This is a genomic window from Peribacillus sp. FSL M8-0224 (assembly GCF_038003055.1).
In the GTDB taxonomy this organism is placed as follows: domain Bacteria; phylum Bacillota; class Bacilli; order Bacillales; family DSM-1321; genus Peribacillus; species Peribacillus frigoritolerans.
In genome coordinates, this window is the sequence record NZ_JBBOOJ010000001.1 from 5,554,130 (window position 1) to 5,579,659 (window position 25,530).

21 protein-coding genes and 1 riboswitch are annotated in these 25,530 nt (G+C 39.8%); of the genes, 17 read left to right on the top strand and 4 right to left on the bottom strand.

The window, feature by feature from the left end:
* Positions 1-144: 144 nt before the first annotated feature.
* The gene (locus MKX49_RS27135; RefSeq protein ID WP_340878329.1) at positions 145-3,276 is read right to left on the bottom strand and encodes an efflux RND transporter permease subunit; all 3,132 of its coding nucleotides are present in this window, start codon (positions 3,274-3,276) and stop codon (positions 145-147) included.
* Positions 3,277-3,465: 189 nt separating this feature from the next.
* On the opposite strand from MKX49_RS27135, the gene MKX49_RS27140 reads away from it, so the two are divergent.
* The 5 genes from MKX49_RS27140 to MKX49_RS27160 all read left to right on the top strand — a co-directional run bounded on the left by MKX49_RS27140 (position 3,466) and on the right by MKX49_RS27160 (position 9,218).
* Positions 3,466-4,344: a TetR/AcrR family transcriptional regulator gene (locus tag MKX49_RS27140; RefSeq protein WP_340878330.1), complete on the top strand. Its 879-nt coding sequence runs from the start codon at positions 3,466-3,468 to the stop codon at positions 4,342-4,344.
* Between the two features lie 133 nt (positions 4,345-4,477).
* Entirely contained in the window at positions 4,478-5,371 is an 894-nt protein-coding gene (locus tag MKX49_RS27145) for a diacylglycerol/lipid kinase family protein (protein ID WP_340878331.1), read from the top strand.
* A gap of 128 nt (positions 5,372-5,499) precedes the next feature.
* The gene (locus tag MKX49_RS27150; RefSeq protein ID WP_340878332.1) at positions 5,500-6,162 is read left to right on the top strand and encodes a hypothetical protein; all 663 of its coding nucleotides are present in this window, start codon (positions 5,500-5,502) and stop codon (positions 6,160-6,162) included.
* 14 nt (positions 6,163-6,176) lie between these two features.
* Entirely contained in the window at positions 6,177-7,436 is a 1,260-nt protein-coding gene (locus MKX49_RS27155) for an efflux RND transporter periplasmic adaptor subunit (protein WP_340878333.1), read from the top strand.
* Positions 7,437-7,634: 198 nt separating this feature from the next.
* Positions 7,635-7,782, top strand: a riboswitch (cyclic di-AMP (ydaO/yuaA leader).
* Between the two features lie 173 nt (positions 7,783-7,955).
* Positions 7,956-9,218 carry a cation:dicarboxylate symporter family transporter gene (locus MKX49_RS27160; RefSeq protein WP_048679924.1) on the top strand — a complete coding sequence of 421 codons (1,263 nt, stop codon included), beginning with the start codon at positions 7,956-7,958 and terminating at the stop codon, positions 9,216-9,218.
* Between the two features lie 23 nt (positions 9,219-9,241).
* On the opposite strand, the gene MKX49_RS27165 is transcribed toward MKX49_RS27160, so the two are convergent.
* Positions 9,242-9,421: a hypothetical protein gene (locus tag MKX49_RS27165; RefSeq protein ID WP_340878334.1), complete on the bottom strand. Its 180-nt coding sequence runs from the start codon at positions 9,419-9,421 to the stop codon at positions 9,242-9,244.
* 328 nt (positions 9,422-9,749) lie between these two features.
* On the opposite strand from MKX49_RS27165, the gene MKX49_RS27170 reads away from it, so the two are divergent.
* The 3 genes from MKX49_RS27170 to MKX49_RS27180 all read left to right on the top strand — a co-directional run bounded on the left by MKX49_RS27170 (position 9,750) and on the right by MKX49_RS27180 (position 13,692).
* Positions 9,750-10,532: a hypothetical protein gene (locus MKX49_RS27170; protein ID WP_323599614.1), complete on the top strand. Its 783-nt coding sequence runs from the start codon at positions 9,750-9,752 to the stop codon at positions 10,530-10,532.
* 542 nt (positions 10,533-11,074) lie between these two features.
* Positions 11,075-12,157, top strand: a complete 1,083-nt coding sequence (locus tag MKX49_RS27175; protein WP_340878335.1) for a D-alanine--D-alanine ligase — start codon at positions 11,075-11,077, stop codon at positions 12,155-12,157.
* A 152-nt stretch (positions 12,158-12,309) separates the two neighbouring features.
* Positions 12,310-13,692, top strand: coding sequence for a UDP-N-acetylmuramoyl-tripeptide--D-alanyl-D-alanine ligase (locus MKX49_RS27180; RefSeq protein ID WP_340878336.1), 1,383 nt, complete (start codon positions 12,310-12,312; stop codon positions 13,690-13,692).
* A 49-nt stretch (positions 13,693-13,741) separates the two neighbouring features.
* Here MKX49_RS27180 and MKX49_RS27185 read toward each other — a convergent pair whose 3' ends face one another.
* A complete protein-coding gene (locus tag MKX49_RS27185; protein ID WP_340878337.1) occupies positions 13,742-14,893 on the bottom strand; it encodes a PP2C family protein-serine/threonine phosphatase in 1,152 nt (383 codons plus the stop codon).
* A gap of 1,232 nt (positions 14,894-16,125) precedes the next feature.
* Between MKX49_RS27185 and MKX49_RS27190 the strand changes: the two genes are divergently transcribed.
* From MKX49_RS27190 to MKX49_RS27200, 3 genes are all read left to right on the top strand, one after another.
* Positions 16,126-17,625 carry a DEAD/DEAH box helicase gene (locus MKX49_RS27190; protein ID WP_048682025.1) on the top strand — a complete coding sequence of 500 codons (1,500 nt, stop codon included), beginning with the start codon at positions 16,126-16,128 and terminating at the stop codon, positions 17,623-17,625.
* A gap of 210 nt (positions 17,626-17,835) precedes the next feature.
* On the top strand, positions 17,836-18,309 hold the full coding sequence (locus MKX49_RS27195; protein WP_048682031.1) for a PH domain-containing protein: 474 nt from the start codon (positions 17,836-17,838) through the stop codon (positions 18,307-18,309).
* Complete coding sequence (locus MKX49_RS27200; protein ID WP_340878338.1) at positions 18,302-19,765, top strand: PH domain-containing protein; 1,464 nt, start codon at positions 18,302-18,304, stop codon at positions 19,763-19,765. Before MKX49_RS27195 ends, MKX49_RS27200 begins: the two co-directional genes overlap by 8 nt.
* A gap of 26 nt (positions 19,766-19,791) precedes the next feature.
* Here the strand turns inward: MKX49_RS27200 and MKX49_RS27205 are convergent, their stop codons facing one another.
* Positions 19,792-20,382, bottom strand: a complete 591-nt coding sequence (locus MKX49_RS27205) for a rhomboid family intramembrane serine protease (RefSeq protein ID WP_340878339.1) — start codon at positions 20,380-20,382, stop codon at positions 19,792-19,794.
* Positions 20,383-20,490: 108 nt separating this feature from the next.
* Here MKX49_RS27205 and acpS point away from each other — a divergent pair, with 108 nt between their 5' ends.
* The 6 genes from acpS (at position 20,491) to MKX49_RS27235 (ending at position 25,530) form a co-directional block, all read left to right on the top strand.
* A complete protein-coding gene (gene acpS / locus MKX49_RS27210; RefSeq protein WP_053537119.1) occupies positions 20,491-20,841 on the top strand; it encodes a holo-ACP synthase in 351 nt (116 codons plus the stop codon).
* Positions 20,842-21,083: 242 nt separating this feature from the next.
* A complete protein-coding gene (locus MKX49_RS27215; RefSeq protein ID WP_048682041.1) occupies positions 21,084-22,088 on the top strand; it encodes a LolA family protein in 1,005 nt (334 codons plus the stop codon).
* A gap of 217 nt (positions 22,089-22,305) precedes the next feature.
* On the top strand, positions 22,306-23,493 hold the full coding sequence (gene alr, locus MKX49_RS27220; RefSeq protein WP_340878340.1) for an alanine racemase: 1,188 nt from the start codon (positions 22,306-22,308) through the stop codon (positions 23,491-23,493).
* Positions 23,494-23,653: 160 nt separating this feature from the next.
* A complete protein-coding gene (locus MKX49_RS27225; protein ID WP_034306380.1) occupies positions 23,654-23,935 on the top strand; it encodes a CopG family ribbon-helix-helix protein in 282 nt (93 codons plus the stop codon).
* 7 nt (positions 23,936-23,942) lie between these two features.
* Complete coding sequence (locus tag MKX49_RS27230) at positions 23,943-24,293, top strand: type II toxin-antitoxin system PemK/MazF family toxin (protein ID WP_034306610.1); 351 nt, start codon at positions 23,943-23,945, stop codon at positions 24,291-24,293.
* Positions 24,294-24,702: 409 nt separating this feature from the next.
* Positions 24,703-25,530, top strand: coding sequence for an RsbT co-antagonist protein RsbRA (locus tag MKX49_RS27235; RefSeq protein WP_048682050.1), 828 nt, complete (start codon positions 24,703-24,705; stop codon positions 25,528-25,530).

Consider the following 25,530-nt stretch of genomic DNA (forward strand, 5'->3'; position numbering starts at 1 on the left):
GAATAGGACGTTTTGTCTTAAGAGACGGGACAGGTTGAAAGAAAAGGAATATAGTTCAGTCAAAAGGGCCGAACATATTGATGCATTGTTGAATCAAAAAAGAGGGGACTCCTTATATCAGGAATCCGCTTTTCTTTTTCTTCGTTACTTAACTGTTTTTTTCTTCTTTTTACCTATTTTCATTATAACTTCATATACTACCGGCACTATTACAAGTGTTAGCAATGTAGAACTCACCAGTCCGCCGATAACGGTAATTCCCAAACCTTGTGATATTAATCCGCTGCCTTCCGCACCGATTGCCAGAGGTATTAAAGCGCCGATTGTGGCAAGGGCAGTCATCAGGATAGGGCGTAGACGGGTGGATCCTGCCTCGAGTAAAGATTCCCTGGTAGATAGCCCGGATTCTTCATTCTTGATAACACGGTCCACTAATACGATGGCATTGGTCACGACGATACCAATAAGCATCAGGACACCCATCATTGCCGAAACGCTGATGGTCTCACCTGCAATGAATAGCCCTGCCAATGCCCCGATTACCGTAAATGGTAAGGAGAAGAGAATGGCTATTGGTGCTAAACCACCATGGAAAGTAACGACTAGGACAAAGTATACGATAGCAACTGCCGCTAACATAGCGATACCAAGTTGAGTGAATGATTCTTGGATATCTTCCGTCACTCCGCCGTAGTCTATAGATACGCTTGCAGGAAGATCTAATTTATCAACTTCCTTCTGTACCTCAGCTGTCACTGCGGCCACATCATCCGATTTGATTGTTGCAGACACGTCGGCATAAATTTTTCCATCGCGGCGGCTGATTGTATCGGAAGCTTTGCCTTCTTCGATTTTCACAAGCTCTTTCAATGGGATTTCCATTCCCGTTGGAGAAGAAATTTTCGTATTCTCTAGATCTTTTTTGTCTTCGAATGTCGTTTCTTTTGTCTCGACATATACTTTGACTTCTTCTCCATCTTTCTTAATGGTAGTTAAAGCATCATCTTTATTCGTATTGGCAATGGACATGCCAATTTGTGCAGCTGTCAGTCCAAGGTCACTTAGCTTTTCTTGGTCTGCCACTAGAGTGTATTGCTCATAAGCATCCGAAAGACTTGTATCAACATCTTTTAAATCTTTGTTTTTCTTCATGATATTTTGAATATCATCAATTACCGGTTCAATATCTTTTTGTGTATTTCCGTAAACAAATAGAGTGGTTTCGTTGCTTGATGTTGATGTGAAATCTTGTTGTTTCCATGTTCCAGGTGAATCAAGTTCAGTTAATTCTTTTATGACGGTTTCTTTTTTGTCCCCGAAATTTTCGGTGTCTTCGTCATAGAGTACATAGAAGAGAGCCGAGTTACTCGAGCCGCCCATCATGCCGCCGCCCATCATGCTTTCACCAAGTGTGTATTGAACGGTCTTCACATCGTCTTTATCCATGAAGTATTTTTCCACTTTTTCTGTTTGCTTTTCAATATCCTCTTTTAACTCTCCAGGTGCGGGAGTGTAAGTTACGATGATTGTTTTTTCTTCATCTGCAGGCATGAAGCTGACACCGATGCTTGGGATTAGGAATAAGCTTCCAACTAATAATACAATGGCTGTACCGAAAGTGATTAGCTTATGGTTTAACGACCAATCCAGTGATTTTCGATAGAATGCTGATAGTTTGCTTGGCTTTTCTTCATGTGATTGTAATTCTTTTTTAGATAGTCCCTTTTTAAATAAAGTGTCTGCCATTGCCGGAACAAGTGTGATGGCGATTATTAATGAAGCGACTAATGCAAACACCATTGTTAAGGCGAATGGCATGAATAGTTCCCCGACAGGTCCTGTAACGCTTGCTAAAGGCAGGTATACGGCTACAGTAACGATTGTCGATGAAAGGATGGGGATGAACATTTCCTTAGTGGCAGATCGTATTAATTCGCCGCCTTTTAATTGTTCGCCTTTTAACGCCATTCTTCTATAAATATTTTCTATGACGACAATGGAGTCATCGACGACTCGGCCAATCGCAACGGTCATGGCCCCAAGTGTCATGACATTCAATGAAATATCCATTTGTTTGAGCACCAAAAGGGCTGCTAACAGGGATAATGGAATCGAAATGACGGAAATGAGAGTCGTTTTAAAGTTCCTAAGGAATAGCATGATAACAATGACGGCAAACAGACAGCCGAAGAGTGCCTTGCTGATCATGGTTTCAACAGAATCTTTAATCGGTTTAGCTTGATCGAGAGTAGTGTGTACACTTACCCCGTTAAATTCTTCTTTGAAATTCGATGCTTCTTCATTTACTTCGTCGACGATTGCAACTGTATCGGCATCAGGTGATCTTGTAACCTGAATTCCAATCGATTCGCTACCGTTTGTTCTTGAAATCGATTCAGCCTTACCGGTGATTTTAACATCGGCAATGTCTGATAATTTCACATTTTGCATTTGGGCAGGACCTGTTGCCATTTCAGGAGATAATTGATTGGTTTCCTGTCCAGTTTGTGCTGGAGCTCCTGTTTGCGGGCCGCCGGTTAAAGGTATCTTTATATTTTTCAGGTCCTTTAATGTGGAAATGTTTCCATCCACAACGATCGTTTTCTCTTTATCATCAAAGTTATATATGCCAAGCGGCATACTGACGTTTGCGGCCTGGATAACCTTCTTTACGGTTTCTTCATCGAGCCCGTATTGAGCCATCTTGTCCTGGTCGAATACAAGGCTGCCTTCATTTACTTGCTGTCCGGAAATGGATACGGATGTCACGCCGTCAATTCCTTCAAGTTTAGGTACTAACACCTCTTCGACATTTTTTGTAAGGGCTGGTAAATCAGAAGCCTTATCTGTTACACTGAGTGCGACGACAGGAAAAGCGTTTAATTCTAATTTAGATACGCTCGGGTCATCTACTCCCTCTGGCAGTTCCAATTTCTCTAAAGCTTCTTTCACTTCTTTTACTGCATCGTCCATATCCGTATCATAATCATATTGTAATTGGATGGAAGAGGCATTGGCCATGGACGAAGAACTGACTAATTCGACTCCTGGCAAATTTGTTACTTTTAGCTCAATCTGGTCGGTGAGCTTATCTGCTACTTCTTCAGGTGCAGCTCCAGGATAAACAGTGGAGATGCTTATTAAAGGAGTGGAGATGCTTGGTATGGTTTCTTGTTTCATGTTTAAACCGGAGTATAAACCAGCTGCAACGATGATGATGGTAAGCAACCAGATTGCCAATTTATTCTTTAATGAAAATTTAATTATTGAATTCAAGCTTGTACCCTCCATACATAAAATTGTGACCAGTCGGTCACAAACTCAAATATATAGTATATGGATTATGATTGCAACAGATAATATCCGTTAGTGTTAACGTTGTGATTTCAAGGGTTTTGGGATACAATTTGGAAGATGTGACCCATTGGTCACCAATGGACAATTTTAAGAGATAGGATGAATTTGATGAAAGAAAAAAATAAGATGATCATAGATAAGTCTGTAGAGCTTTTCGCGGAGAAAGGCTATCATGCAACTTCGGTTCAGGAAATTGTTGAAAAATGCGGGATAGCAAAAGGGTCCTTTTATAATTATTTTAAATCGAAGGAGGAATTACTAGTCTCCATTTTTAAATTTTATTATGAAGCGTTGACAGACTCATTACTTGATCTTGAACTGGATGCTTCATTGTCCAGTAAAGACAAATTCATGAGGCAGATCACTGTTCACATTGAGCATATGACGGGAAATACCAACTTGATTCAAATGATGATGCAGGAACAAATGGTTCATATCAGCAAGGAACTAGATGGATTTTTACATCATATCCATGAAGAGGGCTTGATTTGGTTCAAGCGTAAAATCATTGAGTTATACCCGGGGCTTTCATCTGATCTTCTACCCGATTGCACCATTATTTTAGATTCGCTTTTCAAAGGATATATCGGAATATTGATCAGGAAACAAAATGCTTTCGATGTGGAATTGTTACCTAGCTTCATATTGAACCGGATGGATTCCATTGTCACAAGTCTGGAAAACATGGAAGATCCATTATTGAAACAATTTCCCCTACCAGGTTGCTCGATGCGGGATATGAGCCCAAAAGAAGAAATCCATTCGATTATCGCCAGGATGCTGGAAGTGGAAACACGTAAAGAAGAGGGGATGGAAACACGTAAAAATACGGAAGCTTTAAAAGCGCTCCAGGAAGAATTTTCAAAAGTTAGGCCGAGCTCCATCATCTTGGAAAGCCTTTTATTATTTTTGGAAAAAAATGAAAAAAGAAGTCCCTTGTGTTCAAAGCTTATCTTAATGATGAAGGATTATTTGTTGTATATATGAAGGCTTTACTGAAAGGGGGCGAATAGCCTCTTTTTCATTTGAATTTTTAATGAGTGTTAAAAACGGAGGTTTAGGAAAAAGTAAAAAGTGATGGGAAGAAGACCATTCTTTCAATGATATGGGGGCAAGAATCATGCGATGGAAAAAAGGGATGCTGATTTATAATAAAAATGCAGGGAAAGATAAACTCGAAAGGAATCTAGAGGGTTGTCTTCCGGTATTAGCTCCACATATTGATGAGTTTCTCATTCTACAAACCAAGCAAAAAGGCGATGCGTGCCGTTATTGTTTGGAATATGGTGAAGAAATGGATGTAGTTTTCGTATTGGGAGGAGATGGAACGGTACATGAGTGTGTAAATGGCCTTTCACCCCTTCAGAGGCGGCCGTTGTTTGGGATTTTACCTGGAGGGACTTGCAATGACTTCTCCAGGACATTAAAGATTCCTCAAAAAGTTCGTCAAGCTGCGGAAGCATTAGTAAATGGCAAGGTTCGTCCAATTGATATTGGGAAGTCCAATAACGATTATTTTTCCAATTTTTGGGGAGTGGGACTTATTTCAGATGCTTCAAACAATATTGATGAGCAGGAAAAAAGCAGGTTCGGAAAGATAGGATATTTATTAAGCGCTGTAAGGACGATTGGTGAGAATGCTCCCTTTTCCTATAAACTAGAATATGATGGGAATTTCATTGAAGGGGAAGCCGTTATGATTTTGGTCTTGAATGGTTGTTTTATCGGCACTAATTTATTACCTTTCCCCATGATTAGTCCAGACGATGGGCTCTTTGGCGTTGCCATCTTGGAAAATGCAAGCCTTGGTGCATTTTTAGAAATAATAGCGATGAAACGTTCATGGACTGAAAATATGAGTTCTGACTCTGGGGTGACTTATTTACAAGCAGGTACCTTGACTATTGAATCCAAGAGGCCGCTTGATGTGGATATGGATGGAGAGAACTATAGACAAACTCCTTCGCGCATTAAAGTCCTTGCCCACCATTTGTCAGTATTAACACCAAATTAGTATGAGGATTACATTTGAAGGAAAAGGCTTATGTGTTTTTTTTGTATATTCATTCCTTATTTCTGCAATTGTTTCCAAAATAGGATAAAATGTATGATGATATATCATTTTTTGCAGGAGGACCAATTATGGTGTACCAGGTCGGATTGTTAAAGGGCATTTTAGAGCCTTATCGGAGTCGTTATCAGCTGCAAAATGCAGAGGCAGTCACAAAGCTTGGATTGAAATTAATAGTTTTATATTTTCTTAGTCTTATAGTATTCGCCGTTGGGGGATATTTTGGCATTGGTTCAGAATCATTCTCCAAAGAAATCACGAAGATGAGCGCCAATGAATTCGAAGCAGCAAAGTTGCTGATTTTGAGCGGCAATATAATAACAGGAATAATCGACCCTTCCATATACATATTTTTAGCAGCTCTATTCTTTTGGATCGTTACTGATATCCCCTATATTAAATTAGTTATCGTTCAAATGATTCTTTTTGGCTTGCAATTAATAGAAAAAACATTATTGATTCCCTTATTCGTTTTAATGGATTTAGGCAGCGATGCCAATCCTTTTTCATTGGGGATCATCAGTCAGTATTTTCTCAGAAGTGATTATTTCATTCACTTTTTCAGCGAAATTACCATTTTTCAATTTCTTATTATTGCTCTGCAATATTTTTATTTAAAGGAATTTACAGAACGTAATAATTATATGGTCCTTTTAATGATTGTTCTATTGTATTTGGCCACATGGTTTGTTAAAGCCTTTTTAGGATACATCCAAGTAGGCGTATTTGTATAAAGCGGGTGAAATGAATGAGCGGTAAATGGAAAATAGCGACGGTCTCCATTGCGTCGATAGTGTTAATAACCGTTAACTTATACCTTATTGAAAAAAAAGAAAGCAAAGTGGAACGGACGGTTTTCGTTGAAAACTGGACTAAGGTAAAAAAAGATACAATTACGGATACTATTCAAACAAATGGGGTAATTAAACCAGTAGAAGAGTATGATATTTATTTTGATGCCAAGAAAAATGATTTTAAGAAATTCCTTGTAAAAGAAGGCGATGCGATTACGGCTGGCTCCTCGTTGTTTGAGTATACGACGACCGAACTTGATGCGCTTAAAGCGAATTTGGAAGCGGAGAAAACGGCCGCGGAGGGGGAAATTGCAGGGATTGAGGAATACATAGGGAAGTTGAGGTCTTATCAGGGGACCGTGATCAGTGAACCTGAAGCGGCAATTGATGAATCGGTGGAAAAGAACTTGAATATTGATATAACGACAAGCTCTTCAGATCTTATTAAAAGTAACATTGAGCAAGAAATGTACAAGCAGGAACTAGAAAAAAACAGGTTGGATGAAAAAGTGAAAATGCTTGATGCTAAATTAAGTTCGATTGAGGAGCAGTCCAATGCAATTGTAACGACGAGCGAGGCTGATGGTGTCGTTAAAAATATCAATAAAAACCTGAATAATCCCATTATATCCATTGTTTCGACAAATATGGCAATTGAAGGGGATTTCTCCGAAGAGGAAATGAAAAAGGCTGAAGTGGGCATGACTATAAAAGCAAGTTCCTCTGTTTCAAAAAAGGCATTGAAAGGGAAGATAGGCCGTATCCATTCCTATCCCGCTGAAGAGCCATCATTAAAAAAAAATAACAGATTTCCATTTCAGGCTTTAATCGAACCGGAAGGCGAAGAAACGGAACCTTTGTTAGTGGGATCGAAAGTGAATCTTACTGTAATAACCAATGAGAAAGCCGGTGTACCCTCCATTCCGATAGAGGCCGTACAATACCAAAAGCAGCCTTATATTTACAAGTTGACTAATAAAGGCCATGTGGATAAACATTACATTACAAAAGGTCTTAAGGCTGAAGGGAAGCAAGAAATCATAAAGGGACCGTCTGTAGGTGACGTCATCCTGCTGAAGCCGAATGCGGCAGTGAAGAACCATTCTTATTTTATTACCCCGATTCAATTTGAAAAAGTGAAAGCTGGAACTTATAAAAAATTCACCTCTAGGGAAAAAGTAAGATATCTGTTACTTGGCATTCTGGAAAAATAACCGCTTTTTTCACAAGAGAGGTGATGTTAAATTAGGAATTAATTATATCGATATAACTTATTTGATTAAAAATCGGGAAGCGTAATTATAGATACAACAGCCTTTAATGCAGAATATTCAGACATATTAAAAGATTTTTTCTAGAACTGATGCGAATAAATATTTACAGATTATCATTTTTAGTATAATATTTTATTATAAGTTAACTCGCTTAATCTTATTCCAAGAACGGGGGACCCATTTTTGTGGATTTTATCCGCTAGGGGTGAATTCAGAAATGAAAGGGCATTTGTGTTTCCAATTCCTAACCCGACAGCTAACCTCGTCAGCGTCTTTAAGGGAACATGTGTGAATATTCACGCCAATAAGAAATCGACACATGAAGTGTCTTTTTTTTCGGCGTAAAGACAGAGTTTTTCAAAAAAAGAAAAATTACTTTCTTTTTATTAGTATCTTGTTTCCCTTACCGAGACAAAAATGTTTTTGCATCAAAGACTTTATGGAAGGTGAGGAAAGTAAATGAAGAAATTCAAATTAAGTTTAGCTAGCCAAATTTTCATTGGTTTAATTCTAGGGATTATCGTTGGTGCCATTTTTTATGGTAATGAGTCGGCCCAAAGCTTTTTACAGCCATTCGGAGACATTTTCCTACGAATGATTAAAATGATCGTAGTGCCGATCATCGTATCCAGCCTTATCGTTGCAGTTGCCGGTGTAGGTGACTTGAAAGCGGTAGGAAAACTAGGTGCTAAATCATTATCATACTTTGTTGTCGTAACTATGATAGCGATTGCTGTTGGTTTAATTTCAGCGAATATCATCCAGCCTGGTGCTGGTGTGAATATGAATAACCTGGAACAAACTGATATCTCCACATATGTTGATACAGCAGAAACTAAGCAGCATGAATCGTTCGTAGATACACTTGTACACATCGTGCCATCCAATCCAGTTAAAGCCATGGTAGAAGGCGATATGCTAGCGATAATTTTCTTCTCCGTGTTGTTTGGACTAAGTATTGCGGCCATCGGTGAAAAGGGTAAACCAGTATTCCGTTTCTTCCAAGGTGTAGCTGAAGGAATGTTCTACCTAACTAACATGGTCATGAAATTCGCTCCTATCGGTGTATTTGCACTAATCGGTGTGACTATCTCCAAGTTCGGTTTGGAATCTTTAATTCCATTAGGAAAGTTAGCGCTTTCTGTTTACGGAACAATGATCTTCTTTGTAATTGTCATTCTGGGTCTTATTGCAAAATTTGTAGGATTCAATATCTTTACTTTGATTAAACTTCTAAAAGAAGAATTGATTCTTGCTTTCTCTACTGCAAGTTCAGAAGCGGTTCTTCCGAAAATCATGGAAAAAATGGAGAAAGCGGGATGTCCGAAACATATTGCTACATTTGTTATTCCGACTGGATACTCCTTTAACCTTGATGGTTCTACATTATACCAAGCGTTAGCAGCTATCTTCATCGCTCAAATGTATGGAATCGATTTAAGCATGTATGAGCAAATCACGCTAATGCTAGTGTTAATGATCACATCCAAAGGGATTGCGGGTGTACCAGGTGTATCTTTCGTAGTTCTTTTAGCGACATTGGGAACTGTCGGTATTCCTATTGAAGGTCTTGCATTTATTGCCGGTATCGACCGTATTCTTGATATGGGACGTACAGTGGTAAACGTTATTGGTAATTCACTTGCGGCAATCGTTATCTCTAAATGGGAAGGTCAATTCAACCCTCCTTCCAAAAAAGAACTAGAACAACAAGTTTCTTGATACAAAAAATCCAGAGTGAAATGTCACTCTGGATTTTTTTTTATTGAATGAAAAAGCGCTTCCTTAATTTTTCTCGATGACTGTAAAACTCTGCTTCCTTCAGGTGTTATGGAGGGAACTACTTCTTGACGCGTCTTCCCGGATGTCAAAATACCCCCAAATTCATAAAGCCTTTCATCTTGTTTACCCCAAAACCAAATCATTTCCTCTTCCTCCCAGAAGGTCATGTGTTGTGAAATGAAACTACCTTCAGGCTTAAAAATACGTTGATTTGACTAATGTCGGGTATTTTGCGCTGGGGATCATCAGCATAAAGGGGAGCGGCCACATGAAATGAGTGAATGAATGATAAAACCATTCATGATCCATTCTTCGAATTCTATATTTTTTCCTATTGGTTAAAATGGATTTTGATTCATGTTATTTAAACGATGCAGATGATGATTAATATTGGGGTTATATAACTTACGTGAAACTCCAAAAGTTTGATAAAATAACATTATTGATTGAGAGCTCGGAGGGGGTCAGGTTATGAAGAATGATAGCAATGATATCTTATACATGTATATGCAGGCTTCCGAACGGTTTGTCCTTTTTAATGGACTCAATTTTCGTGAATTCGTCAATTCGCTTCCGTATACCTTGGATTCGATCTTATTATTGAAACATCAATTCGATGGTGGGGAATACAATTTGAATGTCCTGCTTGAGAGCGCTTCATCTGAAGCTATTGCGAAGCTCGTTAAAGAAAATGTCCGGGCATATGGAGATTTCTGTTGGATCGATTTTGAAGAAACGGAAGGGCTGGATGAATTGGATGGAAGGGAAATAGCGGAACTTTTATATTTAGGACATGCTAAAACCCATCTGGATCCCCCGTTTTTCCGTAAATTGAATAACCAATTTGTGTACCTTGCCCAGGATGATGGCTGGTTCAATAAAATTTATTTTCGTTCTCTTTCGACATATTATATGATGTTAGGAAGTCTGATTCCGCTAAAGCTGGAGCCATTAAAAGTAGAGAGGACGTGGCTTGGAATCAGAAAGAAAAAAGAGCTGACGGCGATTCCTGCAGAAATCATTGCTTCTTTGGCTCATATTCTGGCAGAGGGGCTCGTTTTTTCCTTTCGGGATGTTAAGTATACTAGAACGAAAATTGAGATACCGGCATGGGTCGTAGGGGATTATTTAAACATGGATGAGATGCATGATTCCTTTTCGGATAGAGATAGTAAGGAGCCCGATGCATTTATTATCTTCAATCGAAAAGAGAAGATTTGGGAAAGTGTTATTAAAAATACACCATCCTCCTAATTTTATTTGAATTCCTTGAACTTTTTAGGTGTAAGACTTACCGTCTCATGCATAAGAGATAAGAGAGGGTGTGGCGGTTTTATCCTGTGTTCAGTAAGTTAGTAATCATTGGAAAAGCCTCAATGATGGAAGTTTCGCTTTACCCCTCATTAACAGGCTGTAAGGAAGCCTGATGACAAATGTAATGAAAAAGAAATGTGTTGAACCAACAGCGTGTAAATGCCCGATTGCGACGCACAGGATGTGCTAGCACAGGAGTTGCCACAGGATGTGGCGGTTTTATCCTGTGTTCTGCAAAATAGTAATCATTGGAAAAGCCTCAATGATGGAAGTTTCGCTTTACCCCGCATTAACAGGCTGTAAGGATGCTCGGTGACAAATGTAATGAAAAAGAAATGTGGTGAGCCAACAGCCTGTAAATGCCCGATTGGCTCAACTAACCATCATTGGAAAAGCCTCAATGATGGAAGTTTCGCTTTATCCGTTTTAGTGTAAAGTGATACAATGAACATGGTTAAAAGAATATTGGAGGGTAATAACTCATGAAAACTAAACTTGGTTTGCTTTATGGTGGAAAATCTGCGGAGCATGAGGTTTCTATGCAGACGGCTTTAGCGGTCATTAAAGCTCTCGATTTAGCAAAGTTTGATATATATCCGATTTACATAACAAAAGATGGTTCATGGATTAATGGACCAAAGTTAACAGGTCCTGCCGAGAACGTGGAGGCATTGACATTTTCACCGGAAAAATCGAGCTCGCCTCTTGCCTTGCAAGCACATTCAACTGATGAAAATAGTGAATCAACAGGGTATGACGTAATTTTCCCATTGCTTCACGGACCGAATGGAGAAGATGGAACCGTACAAGGGATGCTGGAACTGTTGAACCTTCCTTATGTAGGGAATGGCGTTTTAGCTTCTTCAGCAGGAATGGATAAGGTCATCATGAAAAACATTTTTGCCCAGGCGGGACTTCCTCAAGTGAAATACACTTGGTTCATCCGTTCTGAATGGGAGAAGAATACTGAAAGTGCCATCAAAAAGGTAGCGGATGATTTGGGGTACCCTTGTTTTGTCAAACCTGCCAATTTAGGCTCAAGTGTCGGTATCAGCAAATGTAATGATGCTGATGAACTGGAAAAAGCGGTAGCGGAAGCTTTTCAATTCGATCGGAAGGTCATCATTGAAGAAGGGGTCATTGCTCGTGAACTCGAGTTTGGTATTCTTGGTAATGATGAACCGTCTTGTTCAGTGGCAGGCGAAATCATCCCTAAGAAAGATTTTGCCTTCTATGATTATTCAGCAAAATATGTAGACGGTAATTCAGCGATGGTCATTCCGGCGGAGATAACGGAAAGCGAGTATGCAGCTTTATCCGAAATGGCCATTACTGCCTTTAAGTCATTGGATTGCTCTGGATTGGTTCGCGCAGATTTCTTCTTGACGCATTTGGGGCAAATCTATATTAATGAAGTGAATACAATGCCTGGGTTTACTCCATTCAGCATGTTTCCGTTATTGTGGAAGCACACAGGTGTCGACTATCCAGCGCTAATTGAAACACTCGTGAAACTTGCCTTGGAACGTCATCAGGAAAAACAACAAATCAAATATACAGTTTGATCATGCAGGTAAAGTATCAGTAAACTCCACAATCCATCAAGCCTTGATTTGATGGATTCCAATCAGCAGGAACCGGTGCGATTTAAACTGGTTTCTGCTTCGTTTGGTTAACGGAGAGCGATCAACGGTTCGATGAATGTAGGAGGAACAAAATGATAAAGAGAACGTTAAAACAAGTACATGAAATGGCAGAGGGATTGAATGATATCAGTCCATTCCAGTCCAAAGGAATTAATGGGGTTACCATCGATTCAAGAACGGTTAAGGAAGGATGTTTGTTCATTCCGCTTAAGGGTGAGCAGGTTGACGGCCATCAGTATGTCAAGCAGGCTTTAGCGCAAGGGGCTGCAGCTTCCTTTTGGCAAAGGGATGTTCCGAATCCTCCTGATGATTTACCGATAATTATTGTCGAAAACACTGAGAAAGCACTTCAGCAATTGGCGCGTTCTTACCGCCAGGAGTTGAATATAAAAGTCATTGGGATAACAGGGAGCAACGGTAAGACCACTACGAAAGATATGACCGCTGCGCTGCTGGCCACTGCCTATAAGGTTCATAAAACAAATGGAAACTTCAATAATCATTTAGGTTTGCCGTTAACGGTGCTTTCTATGGCAGAGGATACGGAAGCGGCTGTTTTGGAAATGGGAATGAGCAGTCGCGGTGAAATCGAGTTCTTATCCAAAATGGCAAAGCCTGATGTAGCGATCATTACCAATATCGGTGAATCACACTTATTGGATTTAGGATCACGCGAGGAAATCGCGAATGCGAAGTTGGAAATTGTCGAAGGTTTGTCGAAAGATGGAACGCTGATATATCATGGTGATGAACCATTGCTTCGCAATCGGATCAAAAAGGATTTTCCTGATTTAAACGTAATATCTTTTGGACGTACGGAACAAAATGATTTATATCCACAGGCCATTAGCCAAGGGGCAGACAGTACCACGTTTACAATCGCAAGCGGTGATAAGGAAATCGGTTATGAGATACCTGTTTTAGGTCATCATAATGTTCTTAATGCGTTGGCTGCCATCTTGGTTGCTAAAGAATTCAATGTAGATGATTCGGCGATCCGTAAAGGCCTATCGGCCATTCAGTTAACTAATATGAGGATGGAATTGGTTGAAGGCGCAAAAGGGCAGAAAATCATCAATGATGCATATAATGCCAGTCCAACTTCAGTCAAGGCGGCAGTGGAGTTGGTTGAGGGCTTATCTGGATTCGAGAATAAGATTCTTGTATTGGGAGATATGTTGGAGTTAGGGCCGCAGGAAAAAGACTTTCATACGAAAATTGGTGAATTGATTTCCAATGAGCGGATTGATAAGATTTTCACATATGGTCCTTTAGCCGAGTTTATTGCCAAGGGAGCGAGCAAGTCTTTTTCATCGGAGCAGGTTCGCCCTTTTCAAGATAAGCAGGAGCTTATAGAGGAACTTAAGTCGTCCACAGAGGAAAATGACATCATACTTGTTAAAGCTTCCAGGGGCATGAAGCTGGAGGAAGTCGTTCAAGCTCTACAAAAATAAAAAATAAAGAAAAGGCCGTTTCTTTTTGAAACGGCCTTTTTTATTGTGTTTAAAACAGTGTCCCGGCTATAATGCAGATGTCATCGTTAATCACTGAATGCCTCATCCTTGAGACCAATAGCTTCTGAAGAAGGTCATTTGTATCGAGATGGACATTTTCAATGAATTCCCTCTCGATATTGTCAGATCGGTCAATGGCGGAAGGTGTGGGCGTTTTAGACAGTCCATCTGTATAGATGATGAATCGGCTTCCTGGTTCATAATGAAAGACTATTTTTTTCATGGGCAATTCGGGGATCGGTCCGCTTGGGGTGGCCCCTTTGTTTAAATTGAGAATTTGGTTGGTGCATGGGGAATACAAAAAGGCTGAAGGAAGTCCGTAGTTCACATATTCTATGAGTCGATCCTTTGTATTCACGTATGCGATGAAGGCTGTAATACGAGCATGTTTTTTGTTTTGCCGATTAACTCCTTGAAATAGGTCCCGAATATGTTTGCCCAGTTCCTCTGTTATGTAAATGGGGTCTTTTACCCGTTTGATAAGGTCGGGCATCACAGCCCTTATGGACATGTTTATAAGGGCTGTGTGGATGCCTTTTCCAAATACATCGATCATGATGAAGCCGTATATCCTGTCATCAACCTCCGCCCAGTAAAATAAATCCCCAGAAAGGTCACTCGAAGGCTGAAAAAGGCCTTTGATCTCTATATCTTCATTATTGATCGACAAAGGTAAACTTGAAAGTTGAATGCCCTTTGCAATTCGCAGGCTCCTTGCCGATTTTTGGTGTATCTTTTCAAGCTCTTGCCCCTTCAGTTTTGCCGAAAACAATTGCATGCTGATGTTTTTGAGTGACTTTAATTTAATCCGGACTTCTACTGAATCGGCAGGGACTGCCATGGTTTCATAAAAGGTCTTTTCCGGTAAGGCCTGAGGGGGATCCATTCCTAAAGCGCGTTTGTAAATGAATAAGATAGGGATTTCGTGAGATTCAGCTAAGGCGAATAAAGAAGTTTGCTGCCAAGAATCTTTTGATATGTGTAAAGGCAAAATAAATAATGATTTCATTAAGTCCGATGAATCTTCGAATAGATGACTTTGGTTGAGTGGATCCTCCAAAAAAGTGACTTTCTTGTTCATTTTCTTTAAGATTCGACCAAAATCCTTACATAAAGGAACATCTATTGTGAATATGTTCATATAACCCCCCGTTGATTTGTTGATAGGTCAATCATACTGCATTTAGACGTATTTACTATAATTTTTAGACAAAAAGATGTAATTTTCGGAAAAATGAATGATCCCATATACCTGGAAATTCAATCATGATAAGCCCTTTCTTCCAACGGGGGCAACCGTGGAAGGGTGTTATCATTAGATTTAATCCTTCCTCAAAAAGGTTTGTTGAAACTATTTGATTTAAACTCATATCATATATAAATGGATGTTCGTTTTGTGAAAAATTCACATGGATATAGTAAGTGGTCTGGAATGGTTTATCCCAAACCGTTATTTTAAAACAGGAATAGGTTACTGAAATCCTCCCAACTGGATTCCTGAAGCCAACTGTCGTTTCCAGTCTGAATCCACTTACGCATGATAGGTTATAGTAACTAAGGTAATTCTGTTGAATAAATCAGCTGTACATTTATCTGGTGGTGATATCCAATTTCACCGTTTTTGAAACGATCCAAAGTTTTAGTAACTCTGAATGGGGCGATATCCTTTATTGCATTAACAGTTTGAAAATGGTAATATGAGTATGAGTTTAAATGTCTTATCATTGATGATTATTTAAATTAATCAGGTTGAGGCAACAAAATTGTATGTTCTTACATGTTTCATGAGTTCATTCTTGAGATTATTTTAGATTAAATAGGCCGCGCGTCTGGTCATATATAAAAGCTGCATCTCTTGGCGGCTTTAGTAGCTATTAGGGAATCAAGCCGCATTTTTAGCGCTTTTCCACTTCTGCAAATCCTCAACGCACCGGGCCTGTTTTGTATAAGAATCTTGGCTCTCGTCAAGTTTTGTTCATCCAGCCTTTTTAAGTTTGATGAATAATAGGTGCAGCAGCCCTCACCTGAATAAAACGGTCAAACACCGTTTATGCTACTTTTAATTTTCCATATTGAATTTAATTTTGGTTACATGTACTTTTAAAAAGATGAGCGTAGGTTAATGATAAGTTTACACGTGCGCGAAATTAAAAATGCCAGTGAATGTCCGTACTGGTATATTTCCTTTTTAAAAAATCATATTGAGTTCATTTGAACTAAAAGGCAGACATACTTTTAGGTGATAATGATAAACTTTTTATTAAGAGATAAAGAAGAACATCCGTCATGATGATGAGGATTTGAACTAAAACATCTGTGCATGATCCATGAATGCACGTGTAAATTTACGATATAAAAAGGAGTACGAAAACATTGACATTGTTTAGCGAATTAGGATTAGATAGAACGTCCATGAAATCAATAGAAAAAATGGGATTTGAGGAAGCAAGCCCGATTCAATCCCAAACGATACCTCTAGCACTTGAAGGTAAAGATATAATCGGTCAAGCGCAAACAGGAACAGGTAAAACAGCAGCATTCGGTATTCCATTGATGGAAAACATCGATATCAATAACGAAAACGTGCAAGGGATCGTCATTGCACCTACACGTGAGCTTGCCATTCAAGTTTCCGAGGAACTTTTCAAGCTTGGTTACGGAAAACGTGCTCGTGTACTTGCAGTTTATGGTGGACAAGACATCGACCGTCAAATCCGTGCTTTAAAGAAAAAACCACATATTATCGTTGGTACGCCTGGTCGTCTTTTAGACCATATCAAACGTAAAAATATTAAATTAGGCGGAGTTCACACTGTAGTTCTTGATGAAGCGGATGAAATGCTTAACATGGGATTCATTGAGGATATTGAATTAATCCTTTCAACGGTTCCTGATGAAAGGCAAACATTGCTTTTCTCAGCTACAATGCCTGATCCGATCCGTAAAATTGCTGAAAGATTCATGCAAGAACCAGTTCTTGTACGTGTAAAAGCAAAAGAAATGACAGTGGATCGTATCGAACAATATTACTTGGAGTTAAAAGAAAGTGAAAAATTCGATACACTTGCACGCCTTTTCGATATTCAAACACCGGATCTTGCGATCGTCTTCGGACGTACGAAACGCCGTGTAGATGAATTGGCATCTGCATTGAATATCCGCGGTTATATGGCTGAAGGCATTCATGGTGACCTTAGCCAGGCAAAACGCCTTTCTGTATTGAAAAAGTTCAAAGACCGCAGCATCGATGTGCTCGTTGCTACTGACGTTGCTGCACGTGGACTTGATATTTCCGGCGTTACTCACGTATACAACTTTGATATCCCTCAAGATCCGGAAAGCTACGTTCACCGTATTGGACGTACAGGACGTGCGGGTAAACATGGTATAGCCATTACGTTTGTAACACCAAGAGAAAGAGGCCAACTGCATGCAGTTGAACATACAACGAAAAAACGTATGGAGAAACTTAAGACTCCTACGTTAACTGAAGCGTTGGAAGGTCAACAAAAAGCAGTAACGGAAAAAATCCTTAATACAATCGAGAATGAGGATTTAACTTTATATCTTGGTCAAGCGGAAGAGTTATTACAAAAACATAGCGCAGCGGATTTAGTTGCAGCCATGCTTAAATCAATGACAAAAGAACCGGATCAAACGCCTATCAAGTTAACGGAAGAATCTCCATCTCCAATGCGTCGCAATCGCGGAGGAAGCGGATCTTCTGGCAACAGACAGCGCAATGGCCGCAGTTCTTCAGGCAGAAAAGATTACGGCAGCGGATCAGGGAAACGCCCAAGCACGAACCGTAAATCGAATGGTTACGGAAACCGCAGCACGAGCCAAAAAAGAGAAAAAACTAATAAGATTTAATTGAATTGGGAATGCCGCTCATTTGAGCGGCATTTTTTTATGTGCATCTCCAACTCTTCATGAAGGTATCCGCGGTTTTTGGATGGAATGCTCACAGCCTTTGTTTGAAAAGGGGTTAATTTCCAGTATTTAAATATAGTATAATGGATGAAAGCAAGGATGGATGATGATGATTCAATTAGCATTACCTGTCCGGAAGAGGAGAAGCACATGGAACCTGAAAATCGTATATCGAATAAGGCCTTAACCGTATGGAAAATCAGTGGTCTTATAAGCTGTTCAATAACCTGGATTATAAGCATCGCCGTACTCGTGCTTACAATCATTTTTGATTGGACATATTGGGTGATTGGCGCGTTGGTCCTAATTTCGATAATCCAATCCTATCTGGCCATCTTTCTGATTCCGTCGGTTAAATGGAAGAGATGGCGTTACGAAGTAAGAAATACTGAAATTGATATCCAAAGTGGTATTTTCGTCATTAAAAGAACACTCATACCCATGATAAGGGTTCAGCATGTTGAAACGAAGCAAGGGCCATTATTAAGAAAATACGATTTAGCCTCCGTTGAAATTTCCACTGCAGCTACTCTTCATGTTATCCCTGCCTTGGACCTTGCAGAGGCAGATGAATTGCGGCATTATATTTCGAGAATGGCAAGTGTGGAGGAAGAAGATGTCTGATCCTAAAAGGCTTCACCCCATAGCTGTATTGCTTAACATCATTAAATCGATTAAGGAGTTAGTCATCCCTTTTTTATTAGTGGTCGTCATTCCTGGGAAGAATGAAGGAATTCCCGGATGGATACAACCGCTGGTCATTGCCATTATTATACTTTTGATTATAGGGAATGCATTCTTGCAATGGTTACGCTTTACATATCGGATAGAAGAGGGCGAATTCAGAATTGAGTCCGGGGTATTGGTAAGGAAGAAACGGTATATAAAGTTTGATCGGATTCATAGCATAGATATATCAGAGGGCATCATCCAGAGGGTATTCAGCCTGGTGAAGCTGAATATTGAAACGGCAGGCGGGTCTCAGGCGGATGCCGTATTATCAGCCATAAGCAAAAGTGATGCGGATCGAATCAATGCTTATATAAGTGAGGAAAAAAATGCGTATAACCCATTTGATAGGGATAAAGATGAAGTCGCGGATAATGAAATCGCAGCAAAATCATCTTCCGTTTTTAAGCAGACGCTGCCGCAGTTATTCGCTATGGCTGCCACTTCGGGAGCGGTAGGTGTCTTCCTATCCGGGGCAGTCGCTTTTATTTCACAGTTCGATGAAATGATACCTTTTGAGAGAATATTTAAGGATTATGAAGATTTTATTGAAATGGGGACCTTCATTCTGACCTTGTTTGCCCTTGTGGCTTTATTGGCGGTTTATGTGCTGGCCACATTAAGTATGGTAATTAAATACGCTTCCTTTACCGTGATAAAAACGGATGAGGAGATCGTTATTTCCAGGGGGCTTCTCGAGAAAAGACGGCTGACAATCCCTATCCATAAAATTCAAGGTATCCGGATCATGGAGAATTTAATTCGAAAGCCATTGGGATTGGCGACGGTTTATATTGAATATGCGGGAGGGAGCATGGAAGATAAAGAAAGTCTTTCCATCATGCTGTTCCCTTTAATCAGGAAGAAGCATTTACAGAAGAAAATCATGGAAATTTTACCGGTTTATGAAACGGATACGGAGATGACACCAATACCCAAGCGTGCACTTTCCAGGTATGTGTTTCGAAAGTTTCTATACCTCATCCCGATCATCGGTGCCTTGGTATGGTTTTTCAGACCTTGGGGTTATCTTTCCTTCTTGCTTGTACCGTTGGCGATTTTTTGGGCATACATGCAATATAGAGATGCAGGTTGGAGCATAGAAGGGAATTTATTGCTATTGAGCAGCCGTTTTTTCTCGAAGCAAACATTGATCATGCAGAGAAGCAGAATTCAATCAATCACATATAAAAAAAGCTGGTTTCAGAATCGAAAAGAATTAGCCACCATTACAGCATCGATTAAATCAGGAATTACCTCCCGGGTCGGTATGGTTGCTGATGTGGAAGAAAAGGATTGCCTAATAATTAAATCATGGTATTCACCTAAAAAAGCAGTCGACTCCCAATGATTGAAAGGAAGAGTCGGCTGTTTGGCCTACCATTTTTTTCTTAAGAATAATGGAGCTGTTAAAAAGCCGGTTGCCATTCCAGCCAAATGACCGACAACGTTGATCTGCGGTTGGATGAAAGTCATGATAATGGCAATTCCGGTCAATGTATATACTGTATTTCTTTCGTTGTTCGTAAAATTGGTTTTATTGAACAGTACAAGATATAGAAAGAATCCGAGTAAACCAAAAATTGCTCCGCTAGCACCTACGTGGTTATATGTCAGTGGGTTAATCAGGAAGGTTGCGATATTGGCAAGGATCCCTGTCGTTAAAAAGAAGATTGAAAACTTGAAGGCTCCAAGTAATTTCTCCAGGAATGGACCAAAGATGGCAAGTGAGAATCCATTAAACAGTAAATGTGTAAACGTGCTATGTAGAAAGATGGGGGTGATCAAACGCCACCATTGTCCATCAGCGATGTATAAATTCACACCTGTGCCATAATAAAAGAGTACATTGCCGGGAAGTACGGGGAAAAGGACGAGAACGAATACAAGCATCATAATGAGTATGAGCACAGTTACAGCTCGATAAGAATTTGCATATTCGCGGAAGCTTTCTGTTCTTGTAAACATAAATTCCTCCTATATATCGTTTTTAATTAGATACAATATTATCATTTTCAGGTAAAAGAGTCCTCCTAATGATATGCAACTTATTAAATTAATAGAAGAGGTGTCAAAGTGATTAAAGGTATAGGCGTGGACATTACTGAGTTGGATAGAATGGAAACATTGATTAATCGGCAACCCCGTTTAAAGGAGCGTATATTGACGGAAAGTGAAATCTTGATTTTCGAAAAGTTAAATGGAAGAAGGAAGGTCGAGTATTTTGCTGGGCGTTTTGCGGCAAAGGAGGCTTTTTCAAAAGCGAACGGTACAGGGATCGGTAAACACTTATCCTTTTTGGATATTGAAATCATCTCGGATGATAAAGGAAAGCCGGTGATTTCTAAGCCGTTTTCTGAAGGGGTCCATCTTTCGATTAGCCATAGCAGGGATTATGCGGTTGCTCAAGTCGTAATTGAAGGGTGAGTGGAGTTTTGTCCAATCGGGTCATAAACCTTAAGGTTGTCTCATATACATTTAGTGCTATAGGGAGACAAGGCCCGGTAAAAGGTACATGGCAGAGTAGGTGCTCTCGAAAAGTTTTTAGCCGGATCGAGAAATGGTCCTGTCTAAAATACTGAGGAATTTAAGACATCAGTCGAGCCAATGTCCGGATCCTGCCTTTTCCTCTCCCTTTTACGTTCAAATGACAAAAAGGGGTTGAAAAGATGAAGAAGATGGTAATGCTTTTTGCAGGGATCATGCTCTTGCTTGCTCTTTCTGCTTGCGGCCAAAAATCGCAGAGTGATGTAGTGAGTGAATTGAATGAGAAGCTTGGTGAAATGAAAGGATATAAAGCTAACGCGAAGATGACATTAAAGATGGGGACGGAACCTCAAGTGTATAATGTGGAGATTTGGCATAAGGACCCTTCTTTTTACCGCGTGAATCTGAAAAATGAAGAGAAAGATCAAAGCCAGATGATTTTGAAAAATGATGATGGTGTATATGTTTTGACGCCTGCTTTGAATAAAAGTTTTAAATTTCAAAGCGAGTGGCCGGAGAACAGCAGTCAGGCCTATTTGTTCGAGTCGTTGGTGAAAGACATTACGGAAGATAAAAGTGCGACATATAAAGAAACGGATAAACATTATGTCTTTGAAACGAAAACGCGCTACCAAAACAATAAAATGTTACCATTTCAAGAGATTACTATAAACAAAAAGGATTTATCCCCAGTCAGTGTAAAAGTCATGGACCCTGATAGGACCGCTTTGGTTCTTGTTGAATTCTCAAAAGTAAAATTCGATACGAGTTTTGATAAAGATTCATTCGACATGAAGAAAAACATGACAAGTGCACAACTTGAAGCTCCCGTTATGGCAGAAGTCCAAAATGAGGGGTTTGCAGTGAAATACCCTGAAAATATTGGTGATATGAATTTAACGGAAGAAAAAGAAATTACGACGGAAAAGGGAGAACGTGTCGTTTTGACCTATGAGGGTACAAAAAGTTTTACATTAGTTCAGGAAAAAGCTGAGGTAGTCCAAACTTCCGTTTCGACGAATGTGAATGGAGAACCTGTTGATTTGGGTTATACTGTCGGTGCCATGACGGGAAATACGATTGCATGGACTTTTGAAGGTGTCGATTACATGCTAGCATCAAAGGATTTGACACAGGAAGAGATGATAGAAGTCGCCCGTTCGGTTGGGGAAGATCCAGTCAAATAGGATTACATAACAAGCTGATGTTTCCCGTCTCCTTACGAAGGTTTCTTCTGGGTAGGATAGGCGGGGAAGCGGCTTGTTGACATTTTTAACCCATTATTTGATTTAGGCTGGCAGCTGGGAAATGAGGATCAAGGTGAAAAAGCACTTTATCTTTCTAGCGGTTGGTTATAGAATGGTCCTATAATGAAACGAAAACTTCGCTACTGGGAAGAATCTTATGGTGAGTGCAGGAAAGAAGGAAAAGGTCTTGGAAACGAAAATATTTCATCGAGATACGTGGGCAGAAGTAAATTTGGATAATATTTTTGAAAATATCTCTTCAATGAAAAAAAGTCTGAGAAAGGGCGTTAGTCTTTTCGCTGTCGTTAAAGCCAATGCTTATGGCCACGGGGACTATGAAGTGGCTAAAACGGCGCTTGATGCGGGGGCGGATTTTTTAAGTGTAGCTTTTTTGGATGAGGCTCTTGCCTTACGGAAAAAAGGTATATTGGCTCCGATTCTTGTCCTTGGGGCTTCTAGGCCTGAAAGTGCAGCGCTTGCTGCCGAGCATGGGATTTCCGTGACGGTTTTCGATGAAGCATGGTTGGAGAAGGCAAAGGATTTGTTGAAACCGGGACAAGTTTTGCAAATCCATGTAAAAGTGGATAGCGGCATGGGGAGAATCGGCATTCGAGATAAAGGTAAACTCATGAAAGTGGAAAGTTTGCTTAAGAGGGAAGCTTGTTTCAATTTCCAAGGGATATTCACTCATTTCGCGACTGCGGATGAAATGAAGACGGACTTATATGAAAAGCAGCTTGCTTTCTTTAAAGGGATGCTTTCCGAATTGACGGGAAAGCCGGAATATGTTCATGCAGCCAATAGTGCAGCTTCTTTAAGGTTCACCGATTCAGAATGGAATGCAATAAGAATGGGGATTTCCATGTATGGTTTGAGTCCTTCCATGGAAATGAAGCCGATATTGCCATTTCCATTAAAACAGGCTATATCATTGAGAACGGAGATGGTCGCGGTTAAACTGCTTGCTAAGGGTGAAAGCGTTAGTTATGGAGCGACTTATACGTCTGAAGGTGATGAATGGATTGGAACTTTGCCAATCGGGTATGCTGACGGTTGGATCCGTAAGCTGCAAGGTCAGGAAGTTCTTGTGGATGGAAAAAGAGTGCCCATAGTCGGAAGGATTTGCATGGATCAATGCATGATCAAGCTGCCTGGACCATACCCTGTAGGAACAGTGGTCACATTAATCGGGAATGATGGGGATGAATCGATCACTGTCGATGAGATAGCGGCAAAATTGGAAACGATCAACTATGAGGTGACATGCATGATAGGAGCAAGAGTGCCCCGCATATATATGAAAGACAATCAGATGAATCATGCACGCAACTTCATTTTGGAATGAGCGGATTGTAAAAAAATCCTAAGATTGTGAATAAGATTTCCTTTATTATGCTGATAATAGGATTGAGAATAGAATATACTCTTTGCAGATAGGCAATTTAATGGTAATATTGAAAAGGATATATAATAAAGGTGTGTAGTGATGGTGGAGGTGTATGTTTGTGTCTGAATCCAGCGCAACAAGAGAGATATTAATTCGATTACCTCAAAATTTTTTAACAGAGTTAGACGGGTATGCGAGTGAGGAAAATGTGAATCGCAGTGAATTTATTTATCGTGCCACAAAAATGTATCTTCGCGAACGTAAAAAGAAAGAGTTTCGTGAATCGATGAAACGCGGTTATATTGAAATGGCGGCCATTAATTTAACGATTGCTTCTGAAGCCTTCCAGGCTGAATTCGAGGCTGGTCATTGCGTTGAACGATTAGTTAGCGGAGGCTGAGCCATTGATTGTTGTTAAGCGTGGTGACGTATACTTCGCAGACCTTTCCCCGGTAGTCGGTTCAGAGCAGGGTGGAACCCGTCCGGTACTAATTTTACAAAACGATATTGGTAATCGCTTTAGTCCGACTGTGATCGTGGCAGCCATTACAGCTCAAATTCAAAAAGCGAAATTGCCTACACATGTTGAGATTAATGCAAAAAAGTACGGATTCGAACGGGATTCCGTCATTTTATTAGAACAGATCCGGACTATCGATAAGCAGCGTTTAACTGATAAAATTACGCATCTTGACGAACCGATGATGCAAAAAGTCAATGAAGCTTTGCAAATAAGTTTAGGCCTCATTGAGTTTTAAAGAAAATTTTTCCCGTTAAACCGGGCGTTATTATAATACAAATCATTCTTGATATTATTTAGATGGCACGATTCCTGTACTGTGGGAATCGTGTTTTTTTTATGACATAAACATGTGTCCAAAAAGTAAACAGGGAGGAAATATGAAAAATTTGACGAATAAAAACATTATACAGTTAGATATTGGATGGAATGTCATTGTTTTTTATGGTATCTCCCTAACTTTTCATTAATTTATGTTTTTCTTACCTGAATTTCGGGTATGTAGTTATGTTGTAAATACCTAAAAAAAGCAAAAGTGCAGTGGAGAAACTCGAAGGAAATCCAAATGGAAATAACATTACAGTTAGTTAACATCCTTGTGACGTGGACAGGGAAACATAGCAATTGTGTTAGAATGGGAGGATATTATGAATCAATTGGTTTACGATTTTATTAAGCAAAATCAAGATTACATCCTTACTGAGTGGATGGGCATCATGAAGGAAAGTACGGACGAAAGATTAATTAAAGTTGTCTCAGATCGAATGTTCACGCAAACGAGCAGTGAATTTATAGATATGATCATAACGAACGTTGATAGTAAAAACAAGGAATTCACATTGAAGCTTTCAGATTTTGCCGAGAAAGTCGTCCAATTGGGATGGCCTCTTACTTTCGTCAATGAAGGACTTCATAAGTTCACGTTAATTGTCATTAATGGAATGGTGGAAAAGGGTCTCGTTACTCCTGATAATCAAGTCAATCTCGTTAACCATTTGGATAAATGGGCGACACCGATAAATAATGAAATAGTCAATATATATACTCAAACTTGGGAAAGAACCGTTTCCATGCAAAAAATAGCGTTGCAAGAACTTTCGGCACCGCTCATTCCTGTATTGGAAGGAATTACGGTAATGCCGCTGATTGGTACGATTGATACGGAACGTGCCAAACAGATAATGGAAAACCTGTTGACTGGCGTGGTTAAGCATAGATCTGAAGTCGTTCTTATTGATATTACGGGCGTGCCGGTCGTGGATACCATGGTTGCCCACCATATCATTCAAGCTGCTGAGGCAGTCAGATTAGTGGGCGCCAAATGTATACTATGCGGCATCCGCCCTGAAATAGCTCAAACCATCGTTAATCTTGGCATTAATTTAAATGAAGTGATTACAAAAAATACGTTGAAAAAAGGGATAGAAGTTGCGTTGGAATTAACGAGCCGTAAGATCGTAAAGGTGGAGGGATAA

Coding starts and splice junctions, on each gene's coding strand:
- MKX49_RS27140 (WP_340878330.1), top strand. CDS start 3,466: ATGAAAGAAAAAAATAAGATGATCATAGATAAGTCTGTAGAGCTTTTC.
- MKX49_RS27155 (WP_340878333.1), top strand. CDS start 6,177: ATGAGCGGTAAATGGAAAATAGCGACGGTCTCCATTGCGTCGATAGTG.
- MKX49_RS27145 (WP_340878331.1), top strand. CDS start 4,478: ATGCGATGGAAAAAAGGGATGCTGATTTATAATAAAAATGCAGGGAAA.
- MKX49_RS27150 (WP_340878332.1), top strand. CDS start 5,500: ATGGTGTACCAGGTCGGATTGTTAAAGGGCATTTTAGAGCCTTATCGG.
- MKX49_RS27195 (WP_048682031.1), top strand. CDS start 17,836: ATGGAACCTGAAAATCGTATATCGAATAAGGCCTTAACCGTATGGAAA.
- MKX49_RS27160 (WP_048679924.1), top strand. CDS start 7,956: ATGAAGAAATTCAAATTAAGTTTAGCTAGCCAAATTTTCATTGGTTTA.
- alr (WP_340878340.1), top strand. CDS start 22,306: ATGGTGAGTGCAGGAAAGAAGGAAAAGGTCTTGGAAACGAAAATATTT.
- MKX49_RS27200 (WP_340878338.1), top strand. CDS start 18,302: ATGTCTGATCCTAAAAGGCTTCACCCCATAGCTGTATTGCTTAACATC.
- MKX49_RS27235 (WP_048682050.1), top strand. CDS start 24,703: ATGAATCAATTGGTTTACGATTTTATTAAGCAAAATCAAGATTACATC.
- MKX49_RS27205 (WP_340878339.1), bottom strand. CDS start 20,382: ATGTTTACAAGAACAGAAAGCTTCCGCGAATATGCAAATTCTTATCGA.
- MKX49_RS27165 (WP_340878334.1), bottom strand. CDS start 9,421: ATGATTTGGTTTTGGGGTAAACAAGATGAAAGGCTTTATGAATTTGGG.
- MKX49_RS27215 (WP_048682041.1), top strand. CDS start 21,084: ATGAAGAAGATGGTAATGCTTTTTGCAGGGATCATGCTCTTGCTTGCT.
- MKX49_RS27180 (WP_340878336.1), top strand. CDS start 12,310: ATGATAAAGAGAACGTTAAAACAAGTACATGAAATGGCAGAGGGATTG.
- MKX49_RS27175 (WP_340878335.1), top strand. CDS start 11,075: ATGAAAACTAAACTTGGTTTGCTTTATGGTGGAAAATCTGCGGAGCAT.
- MKX49_RS27170 (WP_323599614.1), top strand. CDS start 9,750: ATGAAGAATGATAGCAATGATATCTTATACATGTATATGCAGGCTTCC.
- MKX49_RS27185 (WP_340878337.1), bottom strand. CDS start 14,893: ATGAACATATTCACAATAGATGTTCCTTTATGTAAGGATTTTGGTCGA.